This window comes from Pseudorhodoferax aquiterrae, assembly GCF_014652235.1.
Taxonomy (GTDB): domain Bacteria; phylum Pseudomonadota; class Gammaproteobacteria; order Burkholderiales; family Burkholderiaceae_C; genus Pseudorhodoferax; species Pseudorhodoferax aquiterrae.
Map to the genome: position 1 here is coordinate 101,775 of NZ_BMYK01000006.1, position 18,642 is coordinate 120,416.

19 protein-coding genes are annotated in these 18,642 nt (G+C 69.5%); 12 read left to right on the forward strand and 7 right to left on the reverse strand.

What is annotated here, in order from left to right:
• Positions 1 to 8: 8 nt before the first annotated feature.
• The 3 genes from IE209_RS12305 to IE209_RS12315 are packed head-to-tail and all read left to right on the forward strand — an operon-like array spanning position 9 to position 2,717.
• Positions 9 to 428 carry a rhodanese-like domain-containing protein gene (locus tag IE209_RS12305; RefSeq protein ID WP_189687248.1) on the forward strand — a complete coding sequence of 140 codons (420 nt, stop codon included), beginning with the start codon at positions 9 to 11 and terminating at the stop codon, positions 426 to 428.
• A gap of 14 nt (positions 429 to 442) precedes the next feature.
• The gene (recQ, locus tag IE209_RS12310; protein WP_189687249.1) at positions 443 to 2,299 is read left to right on the forward strand and encodes a DNA helicase RecQ; all 1,857 of its coding nucleotides are present in this window, start codon (positions 443 to 445) and stop codon (positions 2,297 to 2,299) included.
• A gap of 7 nt (positions 2,300 to 2,306) precedes the next feature.
• Complete coding sequence (locus IE209_RS12315) at positions 2,307 to 2,717, forward strand: DUF1810 domain-containing protein (protein ID WP_189687250.1); 411 nt, start codon at positions 2,307 to 2,309, stop codon at positions 2,715 to 2,717.
• Position 2,718: 1 nt separating this feature from the next.
• On the opposite strand, the gene IE209_RS12320 is transcribed toward IE209_RS12315, so the two are convergent.
• Positions 2,719 to 5,031: an ATP-binding protein gene (locus IE209_RS12320; RefSeq protein WP_189687251.1), complete on the reverse strand. Its 2,313-nt coding sequence runs from the start codon at positions 5,029 to 5,031 to the stop codon at positions 2,719 to 2,721.
• Between the two features lie 72 nt (positions 5,032 to 5,103).
• On the opposite strand from IE209_RS12320, the gene IE209_RS12325 reads away from it, so the two are divergent.
• The 3 genes from IE209_RS12325 to IE209_RS12335 all read left to right on the forward strand — a co-directional run bounded on the left by IE209_RS12325 (position 5,104) and on the right by IE209_RS12335 (position 8,823).
• On the forward strand, positions 5,104 to 6,354 hold the full coding sequence (locus IE209_RS12325; protein ID WP_268245962.1) for a threonine ammonia-lyase: 1,251 nt from the start codon (positions 5,104 to 5,106) through the stop codon (positions 6,352 to 6,354).
• Between the two features lie 57 nt (positions 6,355 to 6,411).
• The gene (locus IE209_RS12330; RefSeq protein ID WP_170168323.1) at positions 6,412 to 6,567 is read left to right on the forward strand and encodes a hypothetical protein; all 156 of its coding nucleotides are present in this window, start codon (positions 6,412 to 6,414) and stop codon (positions 6,565 to 6,567) included.
• Positions 6,568 to 6,939: 372 nt separating this feature from the next.
• Complete coding sequence (locus tag IE209_RS12335; protein ID WP_189687253.1) at positions 6,940 to 8,823, forward strand: phosphoenolpyruvate carboxykinase (GTP); 1,884 nt, start codon at positions 6,940 to 6,942, stop codon at positions 8,821 to 8,823.
• A 61-nt stretch (positions 8,824 to 8,884) separates the two neighbouring features.
• Here the strand turns inward: IE209_RS12335 and IE209_RS12340 are convergent, their stop codons facing one another.
• Positions 8,885 to 10,102: an MFS transporter gene (locus IE209_RS12340; protein WP_229882823.1), complete on the reverse strand. Its 1,218-nt coding sequence runs from the start codon at positions 10,100 to 10,102 to the stop codon at positions 8,885 to 8,887.
• A gap of 126 nt (positions 10,103 to 10,228) precedes the next feature.
• The gene (locus IE209_RS34315) at positions 10,229 to 10,936 is read right to left on the reverse strand and encodes a hypothetical protein (RefSeq protein ID WP_308433172.1); all 708 of its coding nucleotides are present in this window, start codon (positions 10,934 to 10,936) and stop codon (positions 10,229 to 10,231) included.
• A gap of 152 nt (positions 10,937 to 11,088) precedes the next feature.
• Here IE209_RS34315 and IE209_RS12350 point away from each other — a divergent pair, with 152 nt between their 5' ends.
• Positions 11,089 to 12,045: a LysR family transcriptional regulator gene (locus tag IE209_RS12350; RefSeq protein ID WP_189687255.1), complete on the forward strand. Its 957-nt coding sequence runs from the start codon at positions 11,089 to 11,091 to the stop codon at positions 12,043 to 12,045.
• Positions 12,046 to 12,055: 10 nt separating this feature from the next.
• On the opposite strand, the gene IE209_RS12355 is transcribed toward IE209_RS12350, so the two are convergent.
• Positions 12,056 to 12,262, reverse strand: coding sequence for a hypothetical protein (locus IE209_RS12355; RefSeq protein WP_056671030.1), 207 nt, complete (start codon positions 12,260 to 12,262; stop codon positions 12,056 to 12,058).
• Positions 12,263 to 12,390: 128 nt separating this feature from the next.
• On the opposite strand from IE209_RS12355, the gene IE209_RS12360 reads away from it, so the two are divergent.
• Together IE209_RS12360 and IE209_RS12365 are read left to right on the forward strand one after the other, a co-directional pair.
• Positions 12,391 to 13,218 (forward strand): metallophosphoesterase, encoded by an 828-nt coding sequence (locus IE209_RS12360; RefSeq protein ID WP_189687256.1) that lies wholly within the window; start codon positions 12,391 to 12,393, stop codon positions 13,216 to 13,218.
• A 116-nt stretch (positions 13,219 to 13,334) separates the two neighbouring features.
• On the forward strand, positions 13,335 to 13,871 hold the full coding sequence (locus tag IE209_RS12365) for a hypothetical protein (protein WP_189687257.1): 537 nt from the start codon (positions 13,335 to 13,337) through the stop codon (positions 13,869 to 13,871).
• Position 13,872: 1 nt separating this feature from the next.
• Here the strand turns inward: IE209_RS12365 and IE209_RS12370 are convergent, their stop codons facing one another.
• Complete coding sequence (locus tag IE209_RS12370; RefSeq protein WP_189687258.1) at positions 13,873 to 14,778, reverse strand: LysR family transcriptional regulator ArgP; 906 nt, start codon at positions 14,776 to 14,778, stop codon at positions 13,873 to 13,875.
• A 58-nt stretch (positions 14,779 to 14,836) separates the two neighbouring features.
• Between IE209_RS12370 and IE209_RS12375 the strand changes: the two genes are divergently transcribed.
• The 3 genes from IE209_RS12375 to IE209_RS12385 all read left to right on the forward strand — a co-directional run bounded on the left by IE209_RS12375 (position 14,837) and on the right by IE209_RS12385 (position 17,391).
• The gene (locus IE209_RS12375) at positions 14,837 to 16,066 is read left to right on the forward strand and encodes an MFS transporter (protein WP_189687259.1); all 1,230 of its coding nucleotides are present in this window, start codon (positions 14,837 to 14,839) and stop codon (positions 16,064 to 16,066) included.
• Positions 16,067 to 16,162: 96 nt separating this feature from the next.
• Positions 16,163 to 16,741 (forward strand): DUF2889 domain-containing protein, encoded by a 579-nt coding sequence (locus IE209_RS12380; protein WP_189687260.1) that lies wholly within the window; start codon positions 16,163 to 16,165, stop codon positions 16,739 to 16,741.
• Complete coding sequence (locus IE209_RS12385; protein ID WP_189687261.1) at positions 16,738 to 17,391, forward strand: DsbA family oxidoreductase; 654 nt, start codon at positions 16,738 to 16,740, stop codon at positions 17,389 to 17,391. The genes IE209_RS12380 and IE209_RS12385 overlap by 4 nt, the downstream gene beginning before the upstream one ends.
• 9 nt (positions 17,392 to 17,400) lie before the next feature.
• Here the strand turns inward: IE209_RS12385 and IE209_RS12390 are convergent, their stop codons facing one another.
• Positions 17,401 to 17,808: a GFA family protein gene (locus tag IE209_RS12390; protein WP_189687262.1), complete on the reverse strand. Its 408-nt coding sequence runs from the start codon at positions 17,806 to 17,808 to the stop codon at positions 17,401 to 17,403.
• Between the two features lie 36 nt (positions 17,809 to 17,844).
• Complete coding sequence (map, locus tag IE209_RS12395) at positions 17,845 to 18,636, reverse strand: type I methionyl aminopeptidase (RefSeq protein WP_189687457.1); 792 nt, start codon at positions 18,634 to 18,636, stop codon at positions 17,845 to 17,847.
• Positions 18,637 to 18,642 lie beyond the last annotated feature (6 nt).

Consider the following 18,642-nt stretch of genomic DNA (forward strand, 5'->3'; position numbering starts at 1 on the left):
ATCGCGCCATGCAAGAACTCCTTCCCAAGCAGGCCTGGGACCTGCTGCTGGAACGCACGCAGGACGCGGCCGAGGGCGCCGGCGATCCGCCGCTGTTCGTGGACGTGCGCATGGAGGTCGAGTTCCGCTGTGTCGGCCATCCGCCGGGCGCCCAGAACATCCCCTGGTACGAGTATCCGGACATGACGCCGGACCCGGCCGCGTTCGTCGCGGCCGTCGACCGTGCCGCCGGCAGCCGCCACCGTACCGTGGTGCTGATCTGCCGCAGCGGCAAGAGGGCCATCGATGCCGGCCAGGCACTGGAGGCCGCGGGCTTCGGCGACGTGGTGGCCGTCGTGCACGGTTTCGAGGGTGACCTGAACGAGGACTTGCAGCGCTCGCGCACCAACGGCTGGCGCTTCGACGGCCTGCCCTGGGAGCAGATGTAGGCAGGTGTGGCGAGATGCGTGAAGTGACCGGTTCCATCCTGCGCGAGACTTTCGGCTATGCGCAGTTCCGCGGCCAGCAGCAGGCCGTCGTCGACCATGTGGCCGAGGGCGGCGACGCGCTGGTGCTGATGCCCACGGGCGGCGGCAAATCCCTGTGCTACCAGATCCCGGCGATCGCGCGGCAGAACGCCGGCCTGGGCGTGACCGTGGTCGTCTCGCCGCTGATCGCGCTCATGCACGACCAGGTCGGCGCGCTGGAGGAAGCCGGCGTCGCCGCGGCCTACCTCAACTCCACGCTGGACTGGGCTGCCACCCAGGACCTGGAGCGCCGCCTCGCCCGCGCCGAGGTGACGCTGGTCTACGCCGCGCCCGAGCGTGTGGTGACGCCGCGTTTCCTCGAGCTGCTGGACGGCCTGGCCGCGCGCGGCAAGCTGGCGCTGTTCGCCATCGACGAGGCGCACTGCGTGAGCCAGTGGGGCCACGACTTCCGGCCAGAGTACCGCCAGCTCACGCTGCTGCACGAGCGCTACCCCGGCGTGCCGCGCATCGCGCTGACGGCCACGGCCGACGCGCTGACGCGCGCCGACATCGTCGAGCGGCTGCAGCTGGAAGAGGCACGCCAGTTCGTCAGCAGTTTCGACCGGCCCAACATCCGCTACGCCATCGTCGAGAAGAAGGACCCGGTGACGCAGCTGCTGCGCTTCATCGAGCGCGACCACGATGGCGAAGCGGGCGTGGTGTACTGCCAGTCGCGCAAGCGCGTGGAAGAGGTGGCCGATGCGCTGTGCATGGCCGGCGTGAACGCCCTGCCCTACCACGCCGGCCTGGACGCTGCCGTGCGCCAGAAGCACCAAGACCGCTTCCTGCGCGAGGACGGCATCGTGGTCGTGGCGACGATTGCCTTCGGCATGGGCATCGACAAGCCCGACGTGCGTTTCGTCGCGCACCTGGACATGCCCAAGAACATCGAGGGCTACTACCAGGAGACCGGGCGCGGCGGCCGCGACGGCGAGCCCGCCGACGCCTGGATGGCGTACGGCCTGCAGGACGTGGTGAACCAGCGCCGCATGATCGACGAGAGCCCGGCCGACGAGACCTTCAAGAAGGTCATGCGCGGCAAGCTCGACGCGCTGCTGGCGCTGGCCGAGGCGACGGACTGCCGGCGCGTGCGGCTGCTCAACTACTTCGGCGAGGCCAGCAGCGCCTGCGGCAACTGCGACAACTGCCTGGCGCCACCGGAGGTCTGGGACGCCACCGACGCCGCGCGCAAGCTGCTGTCCACGGTCTACCGCGTGCAGCAGCACAGCGGCATCGGCTTCGGCGCCGGCCACATCATGGACATCCTGCGCGGCAAGCTGACGGAGAAGGTCCAGCAGTTCCAGCACGAGAAGGTCAGCACCTTCGGCATCGGCGCGGAGCTGTCGGAAGCGCAGCTGCGCAGCGTGCTGCGCCAGCTGGTGGCCACGGGCGCCATCGCCGTCAATGCCGAGAAGTTCAACACGCTGCAGCTGACCGATGGTTCGCGTGCCGTGCTCAAGGGCGAAGTGCCGGTGCGGTTGCGCGAATCGGCTTCCGCACCCGCCGGCCGCAAGCCGCGCGCGTCCAAATCGCGCGGCGACCGCGTGGCGCCCGCCGCCGCGCCGTTGGACGCACCGGGCCAGGCGCTGTTCGCCGCGCTCAAGGGCTGGCGTGCCGAGGTCGCCAAGGCCCACAACCTGCCGGCCTACGTGATCTTCCACGACGCCACGCTGGCCGCCATCGCGCAGCGCGCGCCGCACACGCTGGACGACCTGCAAGGCATCAGCGGCATGGGCGCGACCAAGCTCGAGAAGTACGGAGAGGACGTGCTGCGCGTGTGCCAGCAGGGCTGAGGGCGCCATGGACGACTTCGCGCACTTCCTTGACGCCCAGGAGCCGGTCTGGTCGCAGGTCTGCGCCGAACTGCAGGCCGGGCACAAGACCAGCCACTGGATGTGGTTCGTCTTCCCGCAGCACGTGGCGCTGGGCCGCAGCGGCATGGCGCGGCGCTTCGGCCTGGCCTCGCTGGCGCAGGCCCAGGCCTATGCCGCGCACCCGGTGCTGGGGCCGCGACTGCTGCAGGCCACGGGCCTCGTGCTGGCGGTGCAAGGCCGCAGCGCGCACGCGATCTTCGGTTCGCCTGACGACCTCAAGCTGCGTTCGTGCATGACGCTGTTCCAGGCCGCGGTGCCGCAACAGCCCGAATTCGCCGCGGTGCTCGCGCGCTACTACGGCGGGCAGCCCGACGCGCAGACGCTGGCGCTGCTCTGAACTACTGCACGAAGCCGATGCCGCGCGCCTCGCGCACCTCGGGCTTGATGCGGTGCTCGGCCTCGAGCTGTTCGAGGAATTCCGTGGGCGCCATGTCGGCAGCCAGGATGTCGACCTGGCGCCGCACGGCCGCGAAGTCGCCGGGGCACAGGTGCTCGAGCCGCTGCAAGCGCGCGCGCATCGCGTCATCCAGCCGTGCCGCATCGCCGCCCAGCGCCTCGACCACGAACATGCGTTCACGCTGGGCCGGCAGCAGCGGCTTGAAGCGGATCTTGAACGTGAAGCGGCGCAGCGCGGCCTGGTCGATGCGGTCCATCAGGTTGGTGGTGCAGACGAACACGCCGCGGTGCCGCTCCATGCCCTGCAGCATCTCGTTGACCTCGGTGACCTCGTAGGTGCGCTGTGCGCCGCGCCGGTCCTGCAGGAAGCTGTCGGCTTCGTCGAGCAGCAACACGGCCTTTTCGGCCTCGGCTTCGCGGAACATGGCGGCCATCTGCTGCTCGGTCTCGCCGACGAACTTGCTCATGAGGTCGCTGGCACGCTTGACGATCAGCGGCTTGTCGAGCGCGCGTGCGATGTGCTCGGCGAGCGCGGTCTTGCCGGTGCCGGGCGCACCGTAGAAGCACAGGCTGCCGTGGCCGCGCGCCTGCAGCGCCTGCACGATGCGGCCGATCTCGAAGCGGCTCTCGACGTTGAGCATCTCCAGGTCGTAGGTGGTGGCGGCGGGAATGCCGCCGCGCTCCTCGCTGTGCCGGCCCAGGGCCTTGTCGGCGTTGCGCAGCTGGCGTTCGATGAGCTGCTCGGTGCCAGCCTCGTCGGTGCGCGCCAGGCCGGCGAAGCGCACTGCGGTGCGGATCTGCGCGGGCGTGAGGCCCTTGCGCTCGGTCAGCCGGGCGACGAAGGCATCGGACACGGCCACGCCTTCGAGGGTCTTGCGCACCAGGCCTTCGCGTGCACCGGGTGGCGGCGACTTGAGCTCCAGGTGGTAGGCGAAGCGACGACGGAAGGCGGGATCGATCTGCTCGATGCGGTTGGTGACCCACAGCGTGGGCACGGTGTTGCTCTCCAGGATCTGGTTGACCCAGGCCTTGCCGCTGACCGAACCGGTGGGCGGCGCGGCGATCTGCTCGGCGCGCGCCATGAGTTGCGCGGCCTCGGTGCTGATCGGCGGGAACACGTCCTCGACCTCGTCGAACAGCAGCGCCGCCTGCACGCTTCCCTTGAGGAACACCTGGGCGATCTGCAGCGAGCGGTAGCGGTCGCGGCCCGAGAGCGAATTGCCGTCGCGGTCGGCGTACTCGACCTCGAACAGGTCCAGCCCCGCGGCCTGCGCAACGACGCGCGCAAGCTCGGTCTTGCCGGTGCCGGGCGGGCCGTAGAGCAGGATGTTGACGCCGGGCTCCTTGCGCGCCACCGCGTTGCGCAGCAGCGCCACCAGGACCTCGGCGTCGTCGGCGACGAAGCCGAAGTCGGCCATGGACAGCGCGCTCTTGGTGGCCGGCCGCGTGAACACGGCCATGAGTTCGCTCTGGTCGCGGTACTCGCGCATGAGCACGGGCGGCAGCTTCTCGCTGACCTTCATGAGGTCGGCCAGGTCGGTGATGTTGTGCTCGGAGATCAGGTTCTCCACGAGGCCGATGCGCTCGAGCCGCGAACCCGCGCGCAGCGCCTCGCCGACCTCGGTGGCGCTGACGCCGGCGACCTCGGCGATGGCGGCATAGGCCTCGGGCGCGTTGTTGACCTTCACCTCCACGAGGATGGTGCGCAAATCGCGCTGGTAGCGCGCGAGCGTGCCGTACAGCAGCAGCGCGCGCTCGGCGCGGTTGAGCTGCAGCAGGCCGGAGAGCGCGTCGATGTTCTTCTCGACCAGCGTGGACTGCTTCTTGAGCGCACGCGTGAGCCAGTCGCAGGTGACCTTGAGCGCGGCCAGCAGGTCCTTGGGCTGGTCCTTGGCGTACTCGTCCAGGTAGAAGAACAGCGTGCCTTCTTCGTAGGGGCCGCGCCAGATCGCATGGCGCTCCATGAACTCCGCCGTGGACAGCTGCGTGTGGCCGCGCCAGAACTCGTTGTCCTTGCAGCGCCGGGCCAGGAACTCGCGCAGGCGCAACAGCACGGGCTGCGGCCACACCAGGTGGCGCCCGGCCATCGCGAGCAGGCTGTTCAGGTCGCGCCGCACGTTGAACTTGGGGCCTTGCCGCGCGACCAGTGTGAGCACGAAGTGCGAACACATCAAGTCCAGGACCGGCGCAGCCTCCAGCCCGGGCGAAGCAATCACCTGGGCGGCTACCGGATCACGGACCGAACGCTTCACCATGGACAGATCTCCCATCAGCAAAGAAAGGATGGCCCACGATAACGCAGGCTTTGGGGGTTTGGAAGACAGCGCCTGAAAAACGCGCGCAGGCCTGTCGTTGCGGCCCACAATGCGCGCATGCTGACCCTCGACGACATCCGCCAGGCCGCGGCCCGGCTGCAAGGCCAGGTGCTGGAAACGCCCTGCGTGGAATCGCGCACCTTGTCGGACATCACCGGCGCCCAGGTCTTCCTCAAATTCGAGAACCTGCAGTTCACGGCCTCGTTCAAGGAGCGTGGCGCCTGCAACAAGCTGGCGCGGCTGGTGGAGTCCGGCGGTGCGGCGCAGGGCGTGATCGCCATGAGCGCCGGCAACCACGCCCAGGGCGTGGCGTACCACGCGCAGCGCCTGGGCCTGCGCGCGGTGATCGTGATGCCGCGCTTCACGCCGGCCGTGAAGGTGGAGCGCACGCGCGGCTTCGGCGCCGAGATCGTGTTGCACGGCGATTCGCTGGACGCGGCGCGCGCCCATGCGCAGCAATTGGCCAAGGCCCAGGGCCTGGCCTTCGTGCACCCCTACGACGACGAAGACATCGTCACCGGCCAGGGCACGGTGGGCCTGGAGATGCTGGCGCAGGTGCCGGCGCTGGACACGCTGGTCGTCTCGGTCGGCGGCGGCGGCTTGATCGCCGGCATCGCCACGGCGGCGCGCGCGCTGAAGCCCGGCATCGAGATCGTCGGCGTGCAGACGGCGCGCTTTCCGGCCATGGTCAACGCCGTGCAGGGCACGGCGCATGTGCAGGGCACCAGCACCATCGCCGAGGGCATTGCGGTGGGCTCGCCGGGGCAGATCACGCAGGCCATCGTGCGCGAGAGCGTGAACGCGCTGATGCTGGTGCAGGAGGGCGACATCGAGCAGGCCATCCTGATGCTGCTGGAGATCGAGAAGACCGTGGTCGAAGGCGCGGGCGCGGCCGGCCTCGCGGCGCTGCTGCGCGAGCCCGAGCGCTTTCGCGGCAAGAAGGTGGGCCTGGTGCTGTCGGGCGGCAACATCAACCCGATGCTGCTGGCGGCCATCATCGAACGTGGCATGGTGCGCTCGGGCCGGCTGGGCCGGCTGCGCGTGAGCGCGGCCGACCACCCTGGCTCGCTGGCGCGCATCGCCACGGTGGTGGCCGACACCGGCGCCAACATCGACCAGGTGGAACACCAGCGTGCGTTCACGGCGCTGTCGGCACAGAATGTGGACATCGAACTCGTGGTGCAGACGCGCGGACGCAGCCATCTGGACGAGCTCGTGCAGGCGCTGGGCCGGGCCGGCTTCGAGGCCAAGGAATTGCGCTGAAACCCCGTCGCTACAATCCCGCGTTTCCAGAGCGAAGGTATAGAGAGGAATAGAGACATGTCCGACTCCCACGCCAGCCCCAACCCGCACGAGGTCGCCGCCCATGAGGTGGACCCGGTCGAGGCCGTGGTGCCCATGATTCCCATCGTGCTGCCCATCGTCGGCGGCGTGATGATGTTCCTGCTGGCCTTCATCGCCGTCTCGATGGCCTGAGCCTTGCGGCTCACGCAGGCCGTGCAACGCGGCCTGCTGTTGCTTTCCCGCGCGTTGGCACGCTGCCGGCGCCGTTTTCCCCCGCACTCCCCGCTTCCGATCCGCCATCGCGCCCCGCTGTAAGCATTTGTTGCTTCCGCGCGACGACAACTTTGTCACGGCCGTGCTTTCGCCGACATAACCCCATGCATGTTTTGCATGATTTTTGTCTCCAATGCGGCTCCACGCGCAAACCCCATCCCTAGAATTGGCCTCCCGACCGGCGCCGGACTGATGCGCCGGGCTGCACCTGTCGCCTTCCACCAAGTCCAAGGCCTGCTTGCATCGCGAGCGACTTTGTGAAAGACGATTTTTCAACTTAGGAGCTAGCCCATGAACGCACCCACGATGCAGGGACTGAACATCAATCCCCCGGCATATGTGAAGAACGCCAAGCTGATCGCCTGGATCGCCGACATCGCTGCGCTGACGCAGCCGGCCGACATCTACTGGTGCGACGGCAGCGACGCCGAATACCAGCGCCTGTGCCAGCAGCTGGTCGATGCCGGCACATTCAAGAAGCTCAACCCGGCCAAGCGCCCGAACTCTTTCCTGGCCCTGTCCGATCCGTCGGATGTCGCCCGCGTGGAAGACCGCACCTTCATCTGCACCGACAAGAAGGAAGACGCCGGCCCGACCAACAACTGGACCGCCCCGGCCGAGATGCGCGCCCTGCTGCAGACCGGCGAGAACGCGCTGTTCAAGGGCGCCATGAAGGGCCGCACCATGTACGTGGTGCCCTTCAGCATGGGCCCGCTGGGTTCGGACATCGCCCACATCGGCGTGGAACTGTCCGACAGCCCCTACGTGGCCGTGAACATGAAGACCATGACGCGCATGGGCAAGGCCGTCTACGACGTGCTGGGCGTGGACGGCGACTTCGTGCCCTGCGTGCACACCGTGGGCGCCCCGCTGGAGCCCGGCCAGGCCGACGTGAAGTGGCCCTGCAACAAGACCAAGTACATCGTGCACTACCCCGCCACGCGCGAGATCTGGTCGTACGGCTCGGGCTACGGCGGCAACGCGCTGCTGGGCAAGAAGTGCTTCGCGCTGCGCATCGCCTCCACCATGGGACGCGACCAGGGCTGGCTGGCCGAGCACATGCTGATCCTGGGCGTGACCAAGCCCGACGGCAAGAAGTACCACGTGGCCGCGGCCTTCCCGAGTGCCTGCGGCAAGACCAATTTCTCCATGCTGGTGCCGCCCGCGGGCTTCGAAGGCTGGAAGGTCACGACCATCGGCGACGACATCGCCTGGATCAAGCCCCAGGCCGACGGCTCGCTGCGCGCGATCAACCCCGAGGCCGGCTACTTCGGCGTGGCCCCGGGCACGAACTACAAGACCAACCCCAACTGCATGCGCAGCCTGGACAAGAACGTGATCTTCACGAACGTGGCGCTCACGGACGACGGCGACGTCTGGTGGGAAGGCATGGAAGACGACGTGCCGGGCAAGCAACTGCCCGCCCACCTGATCGACTGGCAGGGCAAGGACTGGACGCCGCAGATCGCCAAGGAAACCGGCGCCAAGGCCGCGCATCCGAACGCGCGTTTCACGGTGGCCGCCACCAACAACCCTGCACTCGACCCGGCCTGGGACGACCCCAAGGGCGTGAAGATCGACGCCTTCATCTTCGGCGGCCGCCGTTCGACCACGGTGCCGCTCGTGACCGAGGCACGCAACTGGAACGAAGGCGTCTACATGGCCGCCACCATGGGCTCGGAAACCACGGCCGCGGCCTTCGGCCAGCAGGGCGTGGTGCGCCGCGACCCGTTCGCGATGCTGCCCTTCATGGGTTACAACATGAGCGACTACTTCCAGCACTGGCTGAACCTGGGCGCCAAGCTGCAGCAGTCCGGTGCCACGCTGCCGCGCATCTACACCACCAACTGGTTCCGCAAGGGTGCCGACGGCAAGTTCGTCTGGCCCGGCTACGGCGAGAACATGCGCGTGCTGAAGTGGATGATCGACCGCCTGGAAGGCCAGGCCCAGGGTGGCCAGGAGCACGTGTTCGGCGTGAGCCCGTCCTATGAACAACTCAACTGGACTGGCCTCGACTTCAGCGCCGAGCAGTTCCAGACCGTGACCAGCATCGACAAGGCTGCCTGGCAAGCCGAGCTCAAGCTGCACGAAGAGCTGTTCACGCAGCTGGCCTACCACCTGCCCAAGGAGATGGGCGAGATCAAGCAGCAGATCGAAAAGCGTCTGGCGGCCTGAGCCGACACCGTTGCCCGATGAACGAAGCCACCTTGCGAGGTGGCTTTTTCATGGGCGCGCGCTATGCGGTCTGGCGCCGCCGCAGCACGAGGCCAACGGCCGTCAGCGCGGCGAACAGCGCGCCGCAGGCGAAGGTGCCCTCGAAGCCCACGAGGTCCCAGAGCGCGCCGGCGATCACGCTGGCCAGCAACAGGGCCACGCCCGTCAGCAGGTTGTACATGCCGAAGGCCGTGCCGCGCAGGTCGGCCGGCGCGCTGTCGGCGATGAGCGTGTTGAACACGCCCTGCGTGAAACCCATGTGCAGGCCCCAGAGCAGCACGCCCAGTCCCAGCCCCCACAGGCCCGGCACGAAGGCCAGCACGAGGTCGGCAGCGACCAGCAGCGCCAGGCCGGCGAGCAGCACGTCCTGGCGCGGCCGGCGGTCCGACAGCACCCCGGCCGGGTAGGCCGACAGCGCGTAAGCCACGCCCATCAGCACCAGCACGGCCGGCGCCCACATCGGCGCCAGGCCGACCGCCTGGGCACGCAGGATCAGGAAGGCCTCGCTGAAGCGCGCCAGCGTGAAGACCAGGCCGATGCCGACCACCCACCAGTAGGACCGCCCCAGGCGCACGAGCTCGCTCCTGCGCAGCGGCAGCTTGCGCGGCCGCGTGGCCTCAGGCAGCTTGGGCTCGCGCACGAACACCACGAGCACGGCCACCGCCACGAAGGCCGGCAGCACGGCCAGCCAGAACACCCGCTGGTAGTTGTTCGCCGTCCACCACATCAGGCCCATGGCCAGCAGCGGGCCCGTGAAGGCGCCGATGGTGTCCAGCGTCTGGCGCAGGCCATAGGCCGTGCCACGCAGTTCGGGCGGCGTCACGTCGGCCACGAGCGCATCGCGCGGCGCCCCGCGGATGCCTTTGCCGATGCGGTCCACGAAGCGTGCGCCCACCAGCCAATCCAGCGTGCCGGCCAGCGGGAACACCGGCTTGGTCAACGCGCCCAGCCCGTAGCCGAGCACGGCCAGCAGCTTGCGCTTGCCGAAGCGGTCGCTGATGGCGCCCGAGAACACCTTGACGATGGAAGCGGTGGCTTCGGCAATGCCTTCGATCAGGCCGACGGCCAGTACCGAGGTGCCGAGCACGCCCACCATGTAGAGCGGCAACAGGGCGTGGACCATCTCGGAGGAGATGTCCATGAACATGGAGACGAAGCCCAGCGCCCAGACGCTGCGGGGTACGGCACGCGCGCCGCGGGCTGGCGTCAGGCGGGTGCCTGATTCAACGGCTTTCGTCATGGGCGTCATACGGTAGCTTGGTCGAGTCCATGATTCAGCCGATTGTGCGGCGACCGTTCATGAAAAAAGCCACCGCGAGGGTGGCTTCGAAAGGTTTCCCGGCGCGGCCGGGGCGGGCGCGCTGGCTCAGAAGTAGTAGCTGCGACGGGCGCCCATCGCGTGGGCAGCGTCGCGCAACGCGTTGCTGGCGCTGTCGCCGCGCAACAGGGTCTGCGTCTGGGCGGGCACCGACTCGGCGCGGGTGGCGGCGGCCCGCAGCTCGGCCAGCATGCGCGGGTCTTCATGGGCTGCGGCCAGGAAGGCCACGTCGGCGCGCGCCTTCTGCACGTCGCGGTACCAGCCCTGCACGACTTCACGCAGGCTGATGCGGGCCGGGGCCTCGGCGGCACGCAGGGCGGCGGCGATGCGCGGGGCGGCCAGTTCGCTGCGCGACACGGCGGCCTTCAGGTCGGCCATCACGCGGGCATCGGTCTGGGCGGTGGCCCACAGGCGTTCGTCGGCGCGCTCACGGGCCACGCGTTGCGACCACGCGTCCAGGCGCTGCACCAGTGCGGTGGCCAGGCGACGGGCCGGGGTGGCGAACAGGGCCAGTGCGGCGAAGGCCACCAGCCACAGCACGACCCAGGCAGCCATCAGGCGGCCGCCGGCCCAGCTGTCGACCATGCGGTCGGCCAGCACGAGCAGTGCGGACACCACGGCGGCCAGCAGAAGCGCGGCGATGCCGCGGGTGCCGTCGAAACCCTGGCGCAGGCGGCTTGCGGCCTCGATCACCGCTTCGGCGCGGGCGACGCCGGGGTGTTGTTGGGGATGGTCGATGTGAACGAAGCTGGTCATGGTGTTTTTCCTTTCGACGCCGCGTGGTGGGCGTGTCATGGTGTGAATACTAGGGTTTGCCCTAGTGATCTTCAACTTTATATTGATGATGCTGGACATTCACCTCGGTGATGAATAGAGTCGCATGCCGACTTTTTGCACGCCCAAGGCCCATGGCACCACCGAATTTCCGCACGCTGGATCTGAACCTGTTGCGTGTATTCGACGAGGTGCTGGCCGAGCGCAGCCTCACGCGTGCGGCGCGCAATCTCTCTCTGACGCAGCCCGCCGTGAGCAACGCCATCCAGCGGCTGCGCGACGCACTAGGCGACGAACTGGTGCAGCGCAGCGGCCAGGGCATCGAGCCCACGCCGCGCGCCATGGCGTTGTGGCCGGCCGTGCGCGAAGCCTTGCGGCAGTTGCAGGCCTCGCTGGCACCCAGCAACTTCGACCCGTTGTCGGCTGACAACACTTTCGTGTTGGCGATGGCCGACGCGACCGCCGCCATGCTGGTGCCCGGGCTGGTGGACATCCTCGAAGAAGAGGCGCCCGGCATCTCGCTGCGCGTGGTGCCGCTGACCACGCGCGACCCGCGCCGGTTGCTGGACGACGAGACGGCCGATCTGGCCGTGGGCTTCTTCCCGGCCGTGCTGGCCGACCTGACGGCGCGGGCCCAGGTCGGCAAGGCCGTGCCCTTCGAGCACCAGCGCCTGTACGACAGCGAATACGTGTGCGTGATGCGGCGCGACCATCCGCTGGCCGGCGGCCCGCTCACGCTGAACCAGTTCTGCGCCGCGCGCCATCTGCTGGTCAGCTTCTCGGGCCGGCCCTATGGCTTCATCGACGAATCGCTGGCATTGCTCAAGCGCGAACGCCGCGTGGTGCTGACGGTCAACCAGTTCTTCACGGCCGGCCGCGTGGTGGCCAACTCCAACCTGCTGACGGTGTTGCCGCGGCACTTCGTCGACGCCACGGGCATCGCCGAGCAGCTCGTGCACCAGGATCTGCCGTTCGATGTGGCGGCCGTGCACGTGGCCGCGCTATGGCACCGCCGCACCGACCTGCAGAGCCACCACCAGTGGCTGCGCCAGGCCGTCGTGCGCGCGGCCGAACAGGCTTTTGCGCTGTGAAGCCGGCGCGTCAGCGCACCACGCTGAGCCAGGCCTGCGCGGCGCTGCGCAGGCGGCGTGCCTCGTGCGGGTCGTGCCCGGCGAGGTTGTCCGCGCTCTCCAGCAGCGCGAAGGCGACTTCGCGGGCGGCGCCATCACGGGCGCCCTGGTGGGCAGAGGCTGCGGCGGAAGCGGTCCACCCTTGGTAAACGCGGGCGAACCAGGAAACGATCAACATACAAACACCGCTTGTGGCGGTCCAAAGTTCAGGGTGAGTGAAGAATAAGGGTTATCCCTAGGGTTGCAAGAGCAGGCCCATGCAGTTCACGCATAACCCTTGCATGGCACCGCACGGATCCAGATTCCATGAAATTCCAGCTGCTTTCCGACCTGCACCTCGAAGTGCACACTGACTTCGTGCCCGAGCCTGTGGCGGGTGCCGATGCGCTGATCCTCGCAGGCGACGTCGGCTCCTACCAGACTGGTTCGCGCATGGCCGATGCGGACTTCGGCCTGCGTCTGTTCGCCGACTGGCCGGTGCCGGTGTACTACGTGCCGGGCAACCACGAGTACGACATGCTGGACGTGGACGCCACGGCCCTGCGCCTGCGCGAGACCTGCGAGCGCCTGGGCCTGCGCTGGCTCGACCGGACCGTGATCGAGTTGCCCGGCGCGGCCGCCGACGGCAGCGCACTGCGCCTGGTCGGCACCACGCTGTGGACCGACTACGACGCGATCGGCCCGGCCGGGCGCGGCGGAGAGTTCTCGCTGGCGGAGCAGTTGAAGGCCCGGCACAAGGCCTTCCGCGCTGCCGACCACTACCTGCGCCGGACGGGCACCACGCGCCACGGCCAGCCCTGGCTGGCGGCCGAGATGCGCGAGGAGGGCCTGGCCTGCCAGCAATGGCTGCGCGCCGCGCTGGCCACGCCCTTCGACGGCACCACCGTGGTGGTCACCCATTTCGCCCCCAGCCTGCACAGCGCCGACCCGCGTTACGGCCTCACGCCCGGCACCGCGGGCTTTTGCAACGCGCTGGACGCGCTGCTGCCCCACGCCCGGCTCTGGCTGCACGGGCACCTGCATGCGCCCAGCGACTATGTGCACCGGGGCTGCCGCGTCGTCGCCAATCCGCTGGGCTATGCGAAGAACGGCGAGCAGGCGGGTTTTCGTCCCCACCTGCTGGTGGAAGTCTGACAACGCGAAGCAATCCGACGCAACCGCTTACGTTTGGAAATCACCCGGCACAGCCAGGGTTGTCGCGCGGACGTTATCTTGCGGTCACCCCCCTCGTCGCGCACAGGAGCCACCGTATGAAAAGCGTCTGGTCCCCTACCCTGGCATGGTGTCTTGCTGTCGTGGCGGCTGTGCTGCTCGCCGTGGCGGCACCCACGGAATCCAGCGTGATGGGCCGTCTGCCGAGCCTGCAGGCGCGCCAGCTCGACCAGCAGCCATTGGCCCTGCCCGAAGGCCTGGGCGCCGAACGCACGCTGGCCTTCATCAGCTTCCACCGCGACCAGCGTCCCGCCGTCGACAGCTGGATCCAGGGCCTGCAGCTCAGTGGCGATGCCTCCGTGCGCTGGCTGCGCATGGTGGTCCTCAACGACCCCGGCGACGCCGCCGAGCGCAGCCTGATCGAGAACCGGCTGCGCGAGCGCTACGCCCAGGAGAAGGCGGCCGTGGTGCCGGTGTTCACCGACCGCAACGCCTTCGCACGTTCGACCGGCCTGTCGGGCGTGGAGCAGCCGCATGTGGTGGTGCTGAACCGCCGCGGCGAAGTGCTGGCCCGCGTCGAAGGCCCGTTCCACCCCGAGAAGGCGCGTGCGCTGCGCGCCACGCTGGACGAGTAAGTCAGTCCAGCACCGCGCGCGCGGCGTTCGTCAGCGCCGCGCTGAGTCCGTCCAGCACCTCGGACTCCAGATTCCAGCAATGCCAGTACAGCGCCACGCGCTCGGCGTGGCCTGGCGCGATGTCGACCAGCTCGCCCGCCGCCAGCAGCCCGCGCACCAGCAGCTCGGGCACCACGCTGGCACCCCAGCCGGCCAGCACGGCGCGCACCTGGCCTTCCGAACTGGGCACGAAGAGCTGGTTCAGCGCCAGCCGCGGCAGGCCCAGCCGGCGCGAGACGAACTCGCGCTGCATGTCGTCCTTGCGGTTGAAGGCCACGAAGGGCACCTGGTGGAAGTTGTGCGGCGTCAGTTCGCCACCCAGGCGCTGCCGCGCAAACGCCGGCGCGGCCACGGCCACGTAGCGCATCGCGCCCAGCGGCACCATGCGGCATCCGCGCAAGGCCTGGTCCAGCGTGGTCACGCAGCCCAGCACCTGGCCCTCGCGCAGCCATTCCTGCGTGAAGTCCTGGTCGTCCGCGATGATTTCGAGCGGCAGGCCCTGCGCCACAGGCTCCTGTAGCGCCGGCAGCACCCAGGTGGCGATGCTGTCCGCATTCACCGCCACGGCCACGCGTTCCTGCTCGCGCAGCCGGCCGCCGGCCTGCGGCGCGAAGGCGCGCATGTCGCGGTCCAGGTCCGCGCGCAGCAGGCGCAGCTGGCGCGTGTGCTTGAGCAGCAGCTGCCCGGCCGGCGTGGCCTTGAGCGGGCGCCGCACCAGCAGCACGGTGCCGGCCTGTGCCTCCAGCGCCTGCAGGCGTTGCGAGACCGCCGACTGCGTGATGTGCAGGCGCTGCGCGGCACGCTCGAAGCCGCCTTCCTCGACGATGGCGGCCAGGCATTCCAGCGCATCGGGATCGAACATGTGCATGGGCGCGATGGTATGGTCAGCGCCACCACAAGAGGAGACGGCGCGCCGCGCCACACCGATGAAGATCTTCTACGGCTGGCGCATGGTCGGCGCGGGCGGCGGCCTGCAATTCCTGCAGGCCATGCTGCTGCAGCAGGCCTTCGGTGCCTATGTCGCCGTGCTGGCCGAAGAGCGCGGCTGGAGCAAGACCACGCTGTCGGGCGCTGCGGCCATGCAGTCGGCCGAGTCGGCGCTGCTGGGCCCGGCGCTGGGCTGGCTGGTGGACCGGATTGGCCCGCGCGCCATGATCCGCGCCGGCGTGCTGGCCTTCGGCCTGGGCTTCATGCTGCTCAGCCGCATCGACAGCGTGGCCGGCTTCTACATGGCCGTCGCCGTGATCGCCATCGGCACCAGCCTGTCGGGCTACTTCCCGATCAACGTCGCGGTGATCCGCTGGTTCGCGCGCAAGCGCGCGCGGGCCCTCTCCGCCATGAACCTGGGGATGGCCATGGGCGGGCTGTTCGTGCCCATCGTGGCCTGGTCCCTCGTGGCCAACGGCTGGCGCGGCACGGCCTTCGCCTCGGGCGTGCTGGCCATCGTGCTCGGCTGGCCGCTGGCCTCGATGTTCCGCAGCCGGCCCGAGGACCACGGCGCCACCGTCGATGGCGACCCCGCTCCGCCAGCGCCGACCGCAGGCGGGCCGGCCACGCCCGCCGTGGCGCCGCAGCGCGAGTTCACCGCACGCGAGGCGCTGCGCACGCGCGCCTTCTGGCTGCTGGGCCTGGGCCACGGCTTCGCGCTGCTCGTCGTCACGGCCGTCAACGTGCACGCCATCAGCCACATGAAGGAAGGGCTGGGCTACAGCGTGGCGCAGGCCGCGCTGGTGGTCACGCTGTTGACCGGCGCGCAGATCGGCGGCGTGCTGCTGGGCTGGCTGATCGGCGACCGCTACGACAAGCGCTACCTCTCGGCCGGCTGCATGCTGGCCCATGGCGTGGCGCTGCTGCTGCTGACCTATGGCCACCATGCCACGGCCATGGTGGCGGCCTTCGCGGTGCTGCACGGCGCGGCCTGGGGCCTGCGCGGCCCGCTCATGCAGGCCATCCGCGCCGACTACTTCGGCCGCAATGCGATCGGCATGATCCTGGGCCTGTCCACGCTGATCATCGCGGTGGGCCAGGTCGCAGGGCCGCTGGTGGCCGGCGTGCTGGTCGACCTGACGGGCAACTACCGCGCCGGCTTCACGGTGCTGGCCCTGCTGGCGGCCAGCGGCTCGCTGCTGTTCCTGCTCGCACGCAAGCCCGCCTGAGCCTGTCCCCCAGGCGTCGCGGGCATGGTGCGGGCCGCAGGCAGGGTCGGGACCGGCCTCCTAAAATTTCGCATTGCCAGCCGATCCGCCAGCGCCATGCCTCTTCCGCCGCCAGCCCCCCGCGCGCCCGCCCACGACCGCCACATCGTCTACCGCGGCTTCCACCGCGAGGACGGCCTGTGGGACATCGAAGGCCACCTGCGCGACACCAAGCCCTACGACAAAACCGTCCGGGGCCGCGAACGCGCCGCCGGTGCGCCTGTGCACGACATGGAAGTGCGCGTGACCATCGACGACCAGATGACCATCGTCGACATCCACGCCGCCATGCTGACCACGCCGTTCGAGGAATGCCCGCGCGCCGAGCCGCCCGTGCGCCAGTTGATCGGCGCCACGCTGGGCCGCGGCTGGCGCCGCGCGCTGGACGAGGCCATCGGCGGCACGCGCGGCTGCACCCATTTGCGCGAGCTGCTGTTCGGCACCGCCACGGCCGCATTCCAGACCCTGGGCGCCTACCGCGACCACCTGCGCCAGCAGCGCGGCGAGCCCGAGCCGGTGCGCACCACCCCACCCTTTTTCATGGGCGGCTGCATGTCCTGGGACTTCGACGGTCCCGTGGTCGCGCGCATCGCCCCCCAATTCATCGGCTGGCACCGCCGCGAGGAGAAAGCATGAGCGCTACGCTTCAGATCGACATCGTCTCCGACGTGGTCTGCCCCTGGTGCTACATCGGCAAGCGCCGGCTCGAGGCCGCGCTGGCCAGCCCCGAGGCCGCCGGCCTGCCGTCCGTGCGGATCACCTGGCACCCGTTCCAGCTCAACCCCGACCTGCCGGCCGAAGGCATCGCCCGCAAGGCCTACCTCGAAGAGAAGTTCGGCGGGGCCGAACGCGCCACCGCCATCTACGAGCGCGTGCGCGCCGCGGGCCGCACGGCCGGGCTGGAGCTCCACATCGACGGCATCACGCGCCAGCCCAACACACGCCTGGCGCATGCGCTGATCGACTTCGCGCAGCGCAGCGGCGCCGACGCCAGCGACGTGAAGGAGCGCCTGCTGCGCGCCTACTTCATCGAGAACCGCTTCATCGGCGATGCCGAGGTGCTGGCCGCCATCGCCGCCGAAGCCGGGCTGGACGCTGGCGCAGCACGCGCGCACCTGGACAATCCCGAGGCGCTGGCCGTGATCGACGAGGCCGACCGACAGGCACGCCAGATGGGCGTGAGCGGCGTGCCCTTCTTCATCTTCAACCGCAAGCTCGCGGTGTCGGGCGCACAGGAGCCGGCCACGCTGGTCGGGGCCATGCGCCAGGCCGCCGCGGCGGCCTGAGCCGGGCCGTCACGGCTGGCCGTCGCAGGTCTCGGCCACGCCGGCCAGCCGGACCCAGGGCAGGCGCCGACGGGTCCAGATTTCCCGCCGCGGTGCACCCAGCGCATGGCGCTGCTGCAGCACGCCGGTGCGCAGCGAATACGACGAAGGGTTCTCCACGGCGCAGGCGTAGAGCGGGCTGCCGCAGTTGCCGCAGAACGCGAGCACCCGCTTGGCGCCGCTCGCCGCCGTCTTGACGTAGGTGCGCGGCTCGCCGCGCAGCAGACGGAAGCTGGCCGCGGGCGCGGAGATGTTGGCCCGGAAGGCCGAACCTGAATGCGTCTGGCAGTCCGTGCAATGGCAGACCGTGGTGGTGCCTGGTTCCACCTGCGCCTCGAACGCGATCGCGCCACAGTGGCATTGGCCTTCGACTTTCATGCTGTTCCTCGGTGTTGGTGCAAACCACGCGACGGCTCACACCGGCGCGTAGTCCCCGGTGCCGTCCGGCCAGACCGTCAGCACCTCGTAGCCGTCCGGCGTCACGGCGACCATGTGCTCCCACTGGGCCGACAGCGAATGGTCCTGGGTCACCACCGTCCAGCCATCGGCCAGTTCCCGCGTGGCGGCCTTGCCGGCATTGAGCATGGGCTCGATGGTGAAGACCATGCCGGCTTCGAGCCGCAGCCCCTCGCCGCGCCGGCCGTAGTGCAGCACGTCGGGCGCCTCGTGGTAGTTGCGCCCGATGCCATGGCCGCAGTAATCGCGCACCACGCTGAAGTGCGCGCGCTGCGCCACGGTCTGGATGGCGTGGCCGATGTCGCCCAGCGTGGCGCCGGGCCGCACCTGCCGGATGCCGGCGCACATGGCCTCGTAGGTGGTGTCGACCAGGCGGCGCGCCAGCGGGCTCGGGCGGCCGACGCAGAACATGCGGCTGGTGTCGCCGAACCAGCCGTCGTGGACCACGGCCACGTCGATGTTGACGATGTCGCCCTTCCTGAGGATCTTGTCCGGCGAAGGAATGCCATGGCACACGACGTGGTTGACCGAGGTCAGCACGGTCTTGGGATAGCCCTGGTAGCCGATGTTGGCGGGCGTGGCGCGCTGCACCTGCACGATGTGGGCGTGGCAGATGCGGTCGAGCTCTTCGGTGCTGACACCCGGCACCACATGCGGCGCAACGACGCTGAGGACCTCGGCCGCCAGGCGGCCGGCCGCGCGCGCCTTGGCGATCTCCTCGGGCGACTTGATGCCGACGGTGCGGGGCATCAGCAT

Excerpts from the sequence above, each read along its gene's own strand:
- IE209_RS12305 (WP_189687248.1), top strand. The coding sequence starts at position 9 with ATGCAAGAACTCCTTCCCAAGCAGGCCTGGGACCTGCTGCTGGAACGC.
- recQ (WP_189687249.1), top strand. The coding sequence starts at position 443 with ATGCGTGAAGTGACCGGTTCCATCCTGCGCGAGACTTTCGGCTATGCG.
- IE209_RS12315 (WP_189687250.1), top strand. The coding sequence starts at position 2,307 with ATGGACGACTTCGCGCACTTCCTTGACGCCCAGGAGCCGGTCTGGTCG.
- IE209_RS12320 (WP_189687251.1), bottom strand. The coding sequence starts at position 5,031 with ATGGTGAAGCGTTCGGTCCGTGATCCGGTAGCCGCCCAGGTGATTGCT.
- IE209_RS12330 (WP_170168323.1), top strand. The coding sequence starts at position 6,412 with ATGTCCGACTCCCACGCCAGCCCCAACCCGCACGAGGTCGCCGCCCAT.
- IE209_RS12335 (WP_189687253.1), top strand. The coding sequence starts at position 6,940 with ATGAACGCACCCACGATGCAGGGACTGAACATCAATCCCCCGGCATAT.
- IE209_RS12340 (WP_229882823.1), bottom strand. The coding sequence starts at position 10,102 with ATGACGAAAGCCGTTGAATCAGGCACCCGCCTGACGCCAGCCCGCGGC.
- IE209_RS34315 (WP_308433172.1), bottom strand. The coding sequence starts at position 10,936 with ATGACCAGCTTCGTTCACATCGACCATCCCCAACAACACCCCGGCGTC.
- IE209_RS12350 (WP_189687255.1), top strand. The coding sequence starts at position 11,089 with ATGGCACCACCGAATTTCCGCACGCTGGATCTGAACCTGTTGCGTGTA.
- IE209_RS12355 (WP_056671030.1), bottom strand. The coding sequence starts at position 12,262 with ATGTTGATCGTTTCCTGGTTCGCCCGCGTTTACCAAGGGTGGACCGCT.
- IE209_RS12360 (WP_189687256.1), top strand. The coding sequence starts at position 12,391 with ATGAAATTCCAGCTGCTTTCCGACCTGCACCTCGAAGTGCACACTGAC.
- IE209_RS12365 (WP_189687257.1), top strand. The coding sequence starts at position 13,335 with ATGAAAAGCGTCTGGTCCCCTACCCTGGCATGGTGTCTTGCTGTCGTG.
- IE209_RS12370 (WP_189687258.1), bottom strand. The coding sequence starts at position 14,778 with ATGCACATGTTCGATCCCGATGCGCTGGAATGCCTGGCCGCCATCGTC.
- IE209_RS12375 (WP_189687259.1), top strand. The coding sequence starts at position 14,837 with ATGAAGATCTTCTACGGCTGGCGCATGGTCGGCGCGGGCGGCGGCCTG.
- IE209_RS12380 (WP_189687260.1), top strand. The coding sequence starts at position 16,163 with ATGCCTCTTCCGCCGCCAGCCCCCCGCGCGCCCGCCCACGACCGCCAC.
- IE209_RS12385 (WP_189687261.1), top strand. The coding sequence starts at position 16,738 with ATGAGCGCTACGCTTCAGATCGACATCGTCTCCGACGTGGTCTGCCCC.
- IE209_RS12390 (WP_189687262.1), bottom strand. The coding sequence starts at position 17,808 with ATGAAAGTCGAAGGCCAATGCCACTGTGGCGCGATCGCGTTCGAGGCG.
- map (WP_189687457.1), bottom strand. The coding sequence starts at position 18,636 with ATGCCCCGCACCGTCGGCATCAAGTCGCCCGAGGAGATCGCCAAGGCG.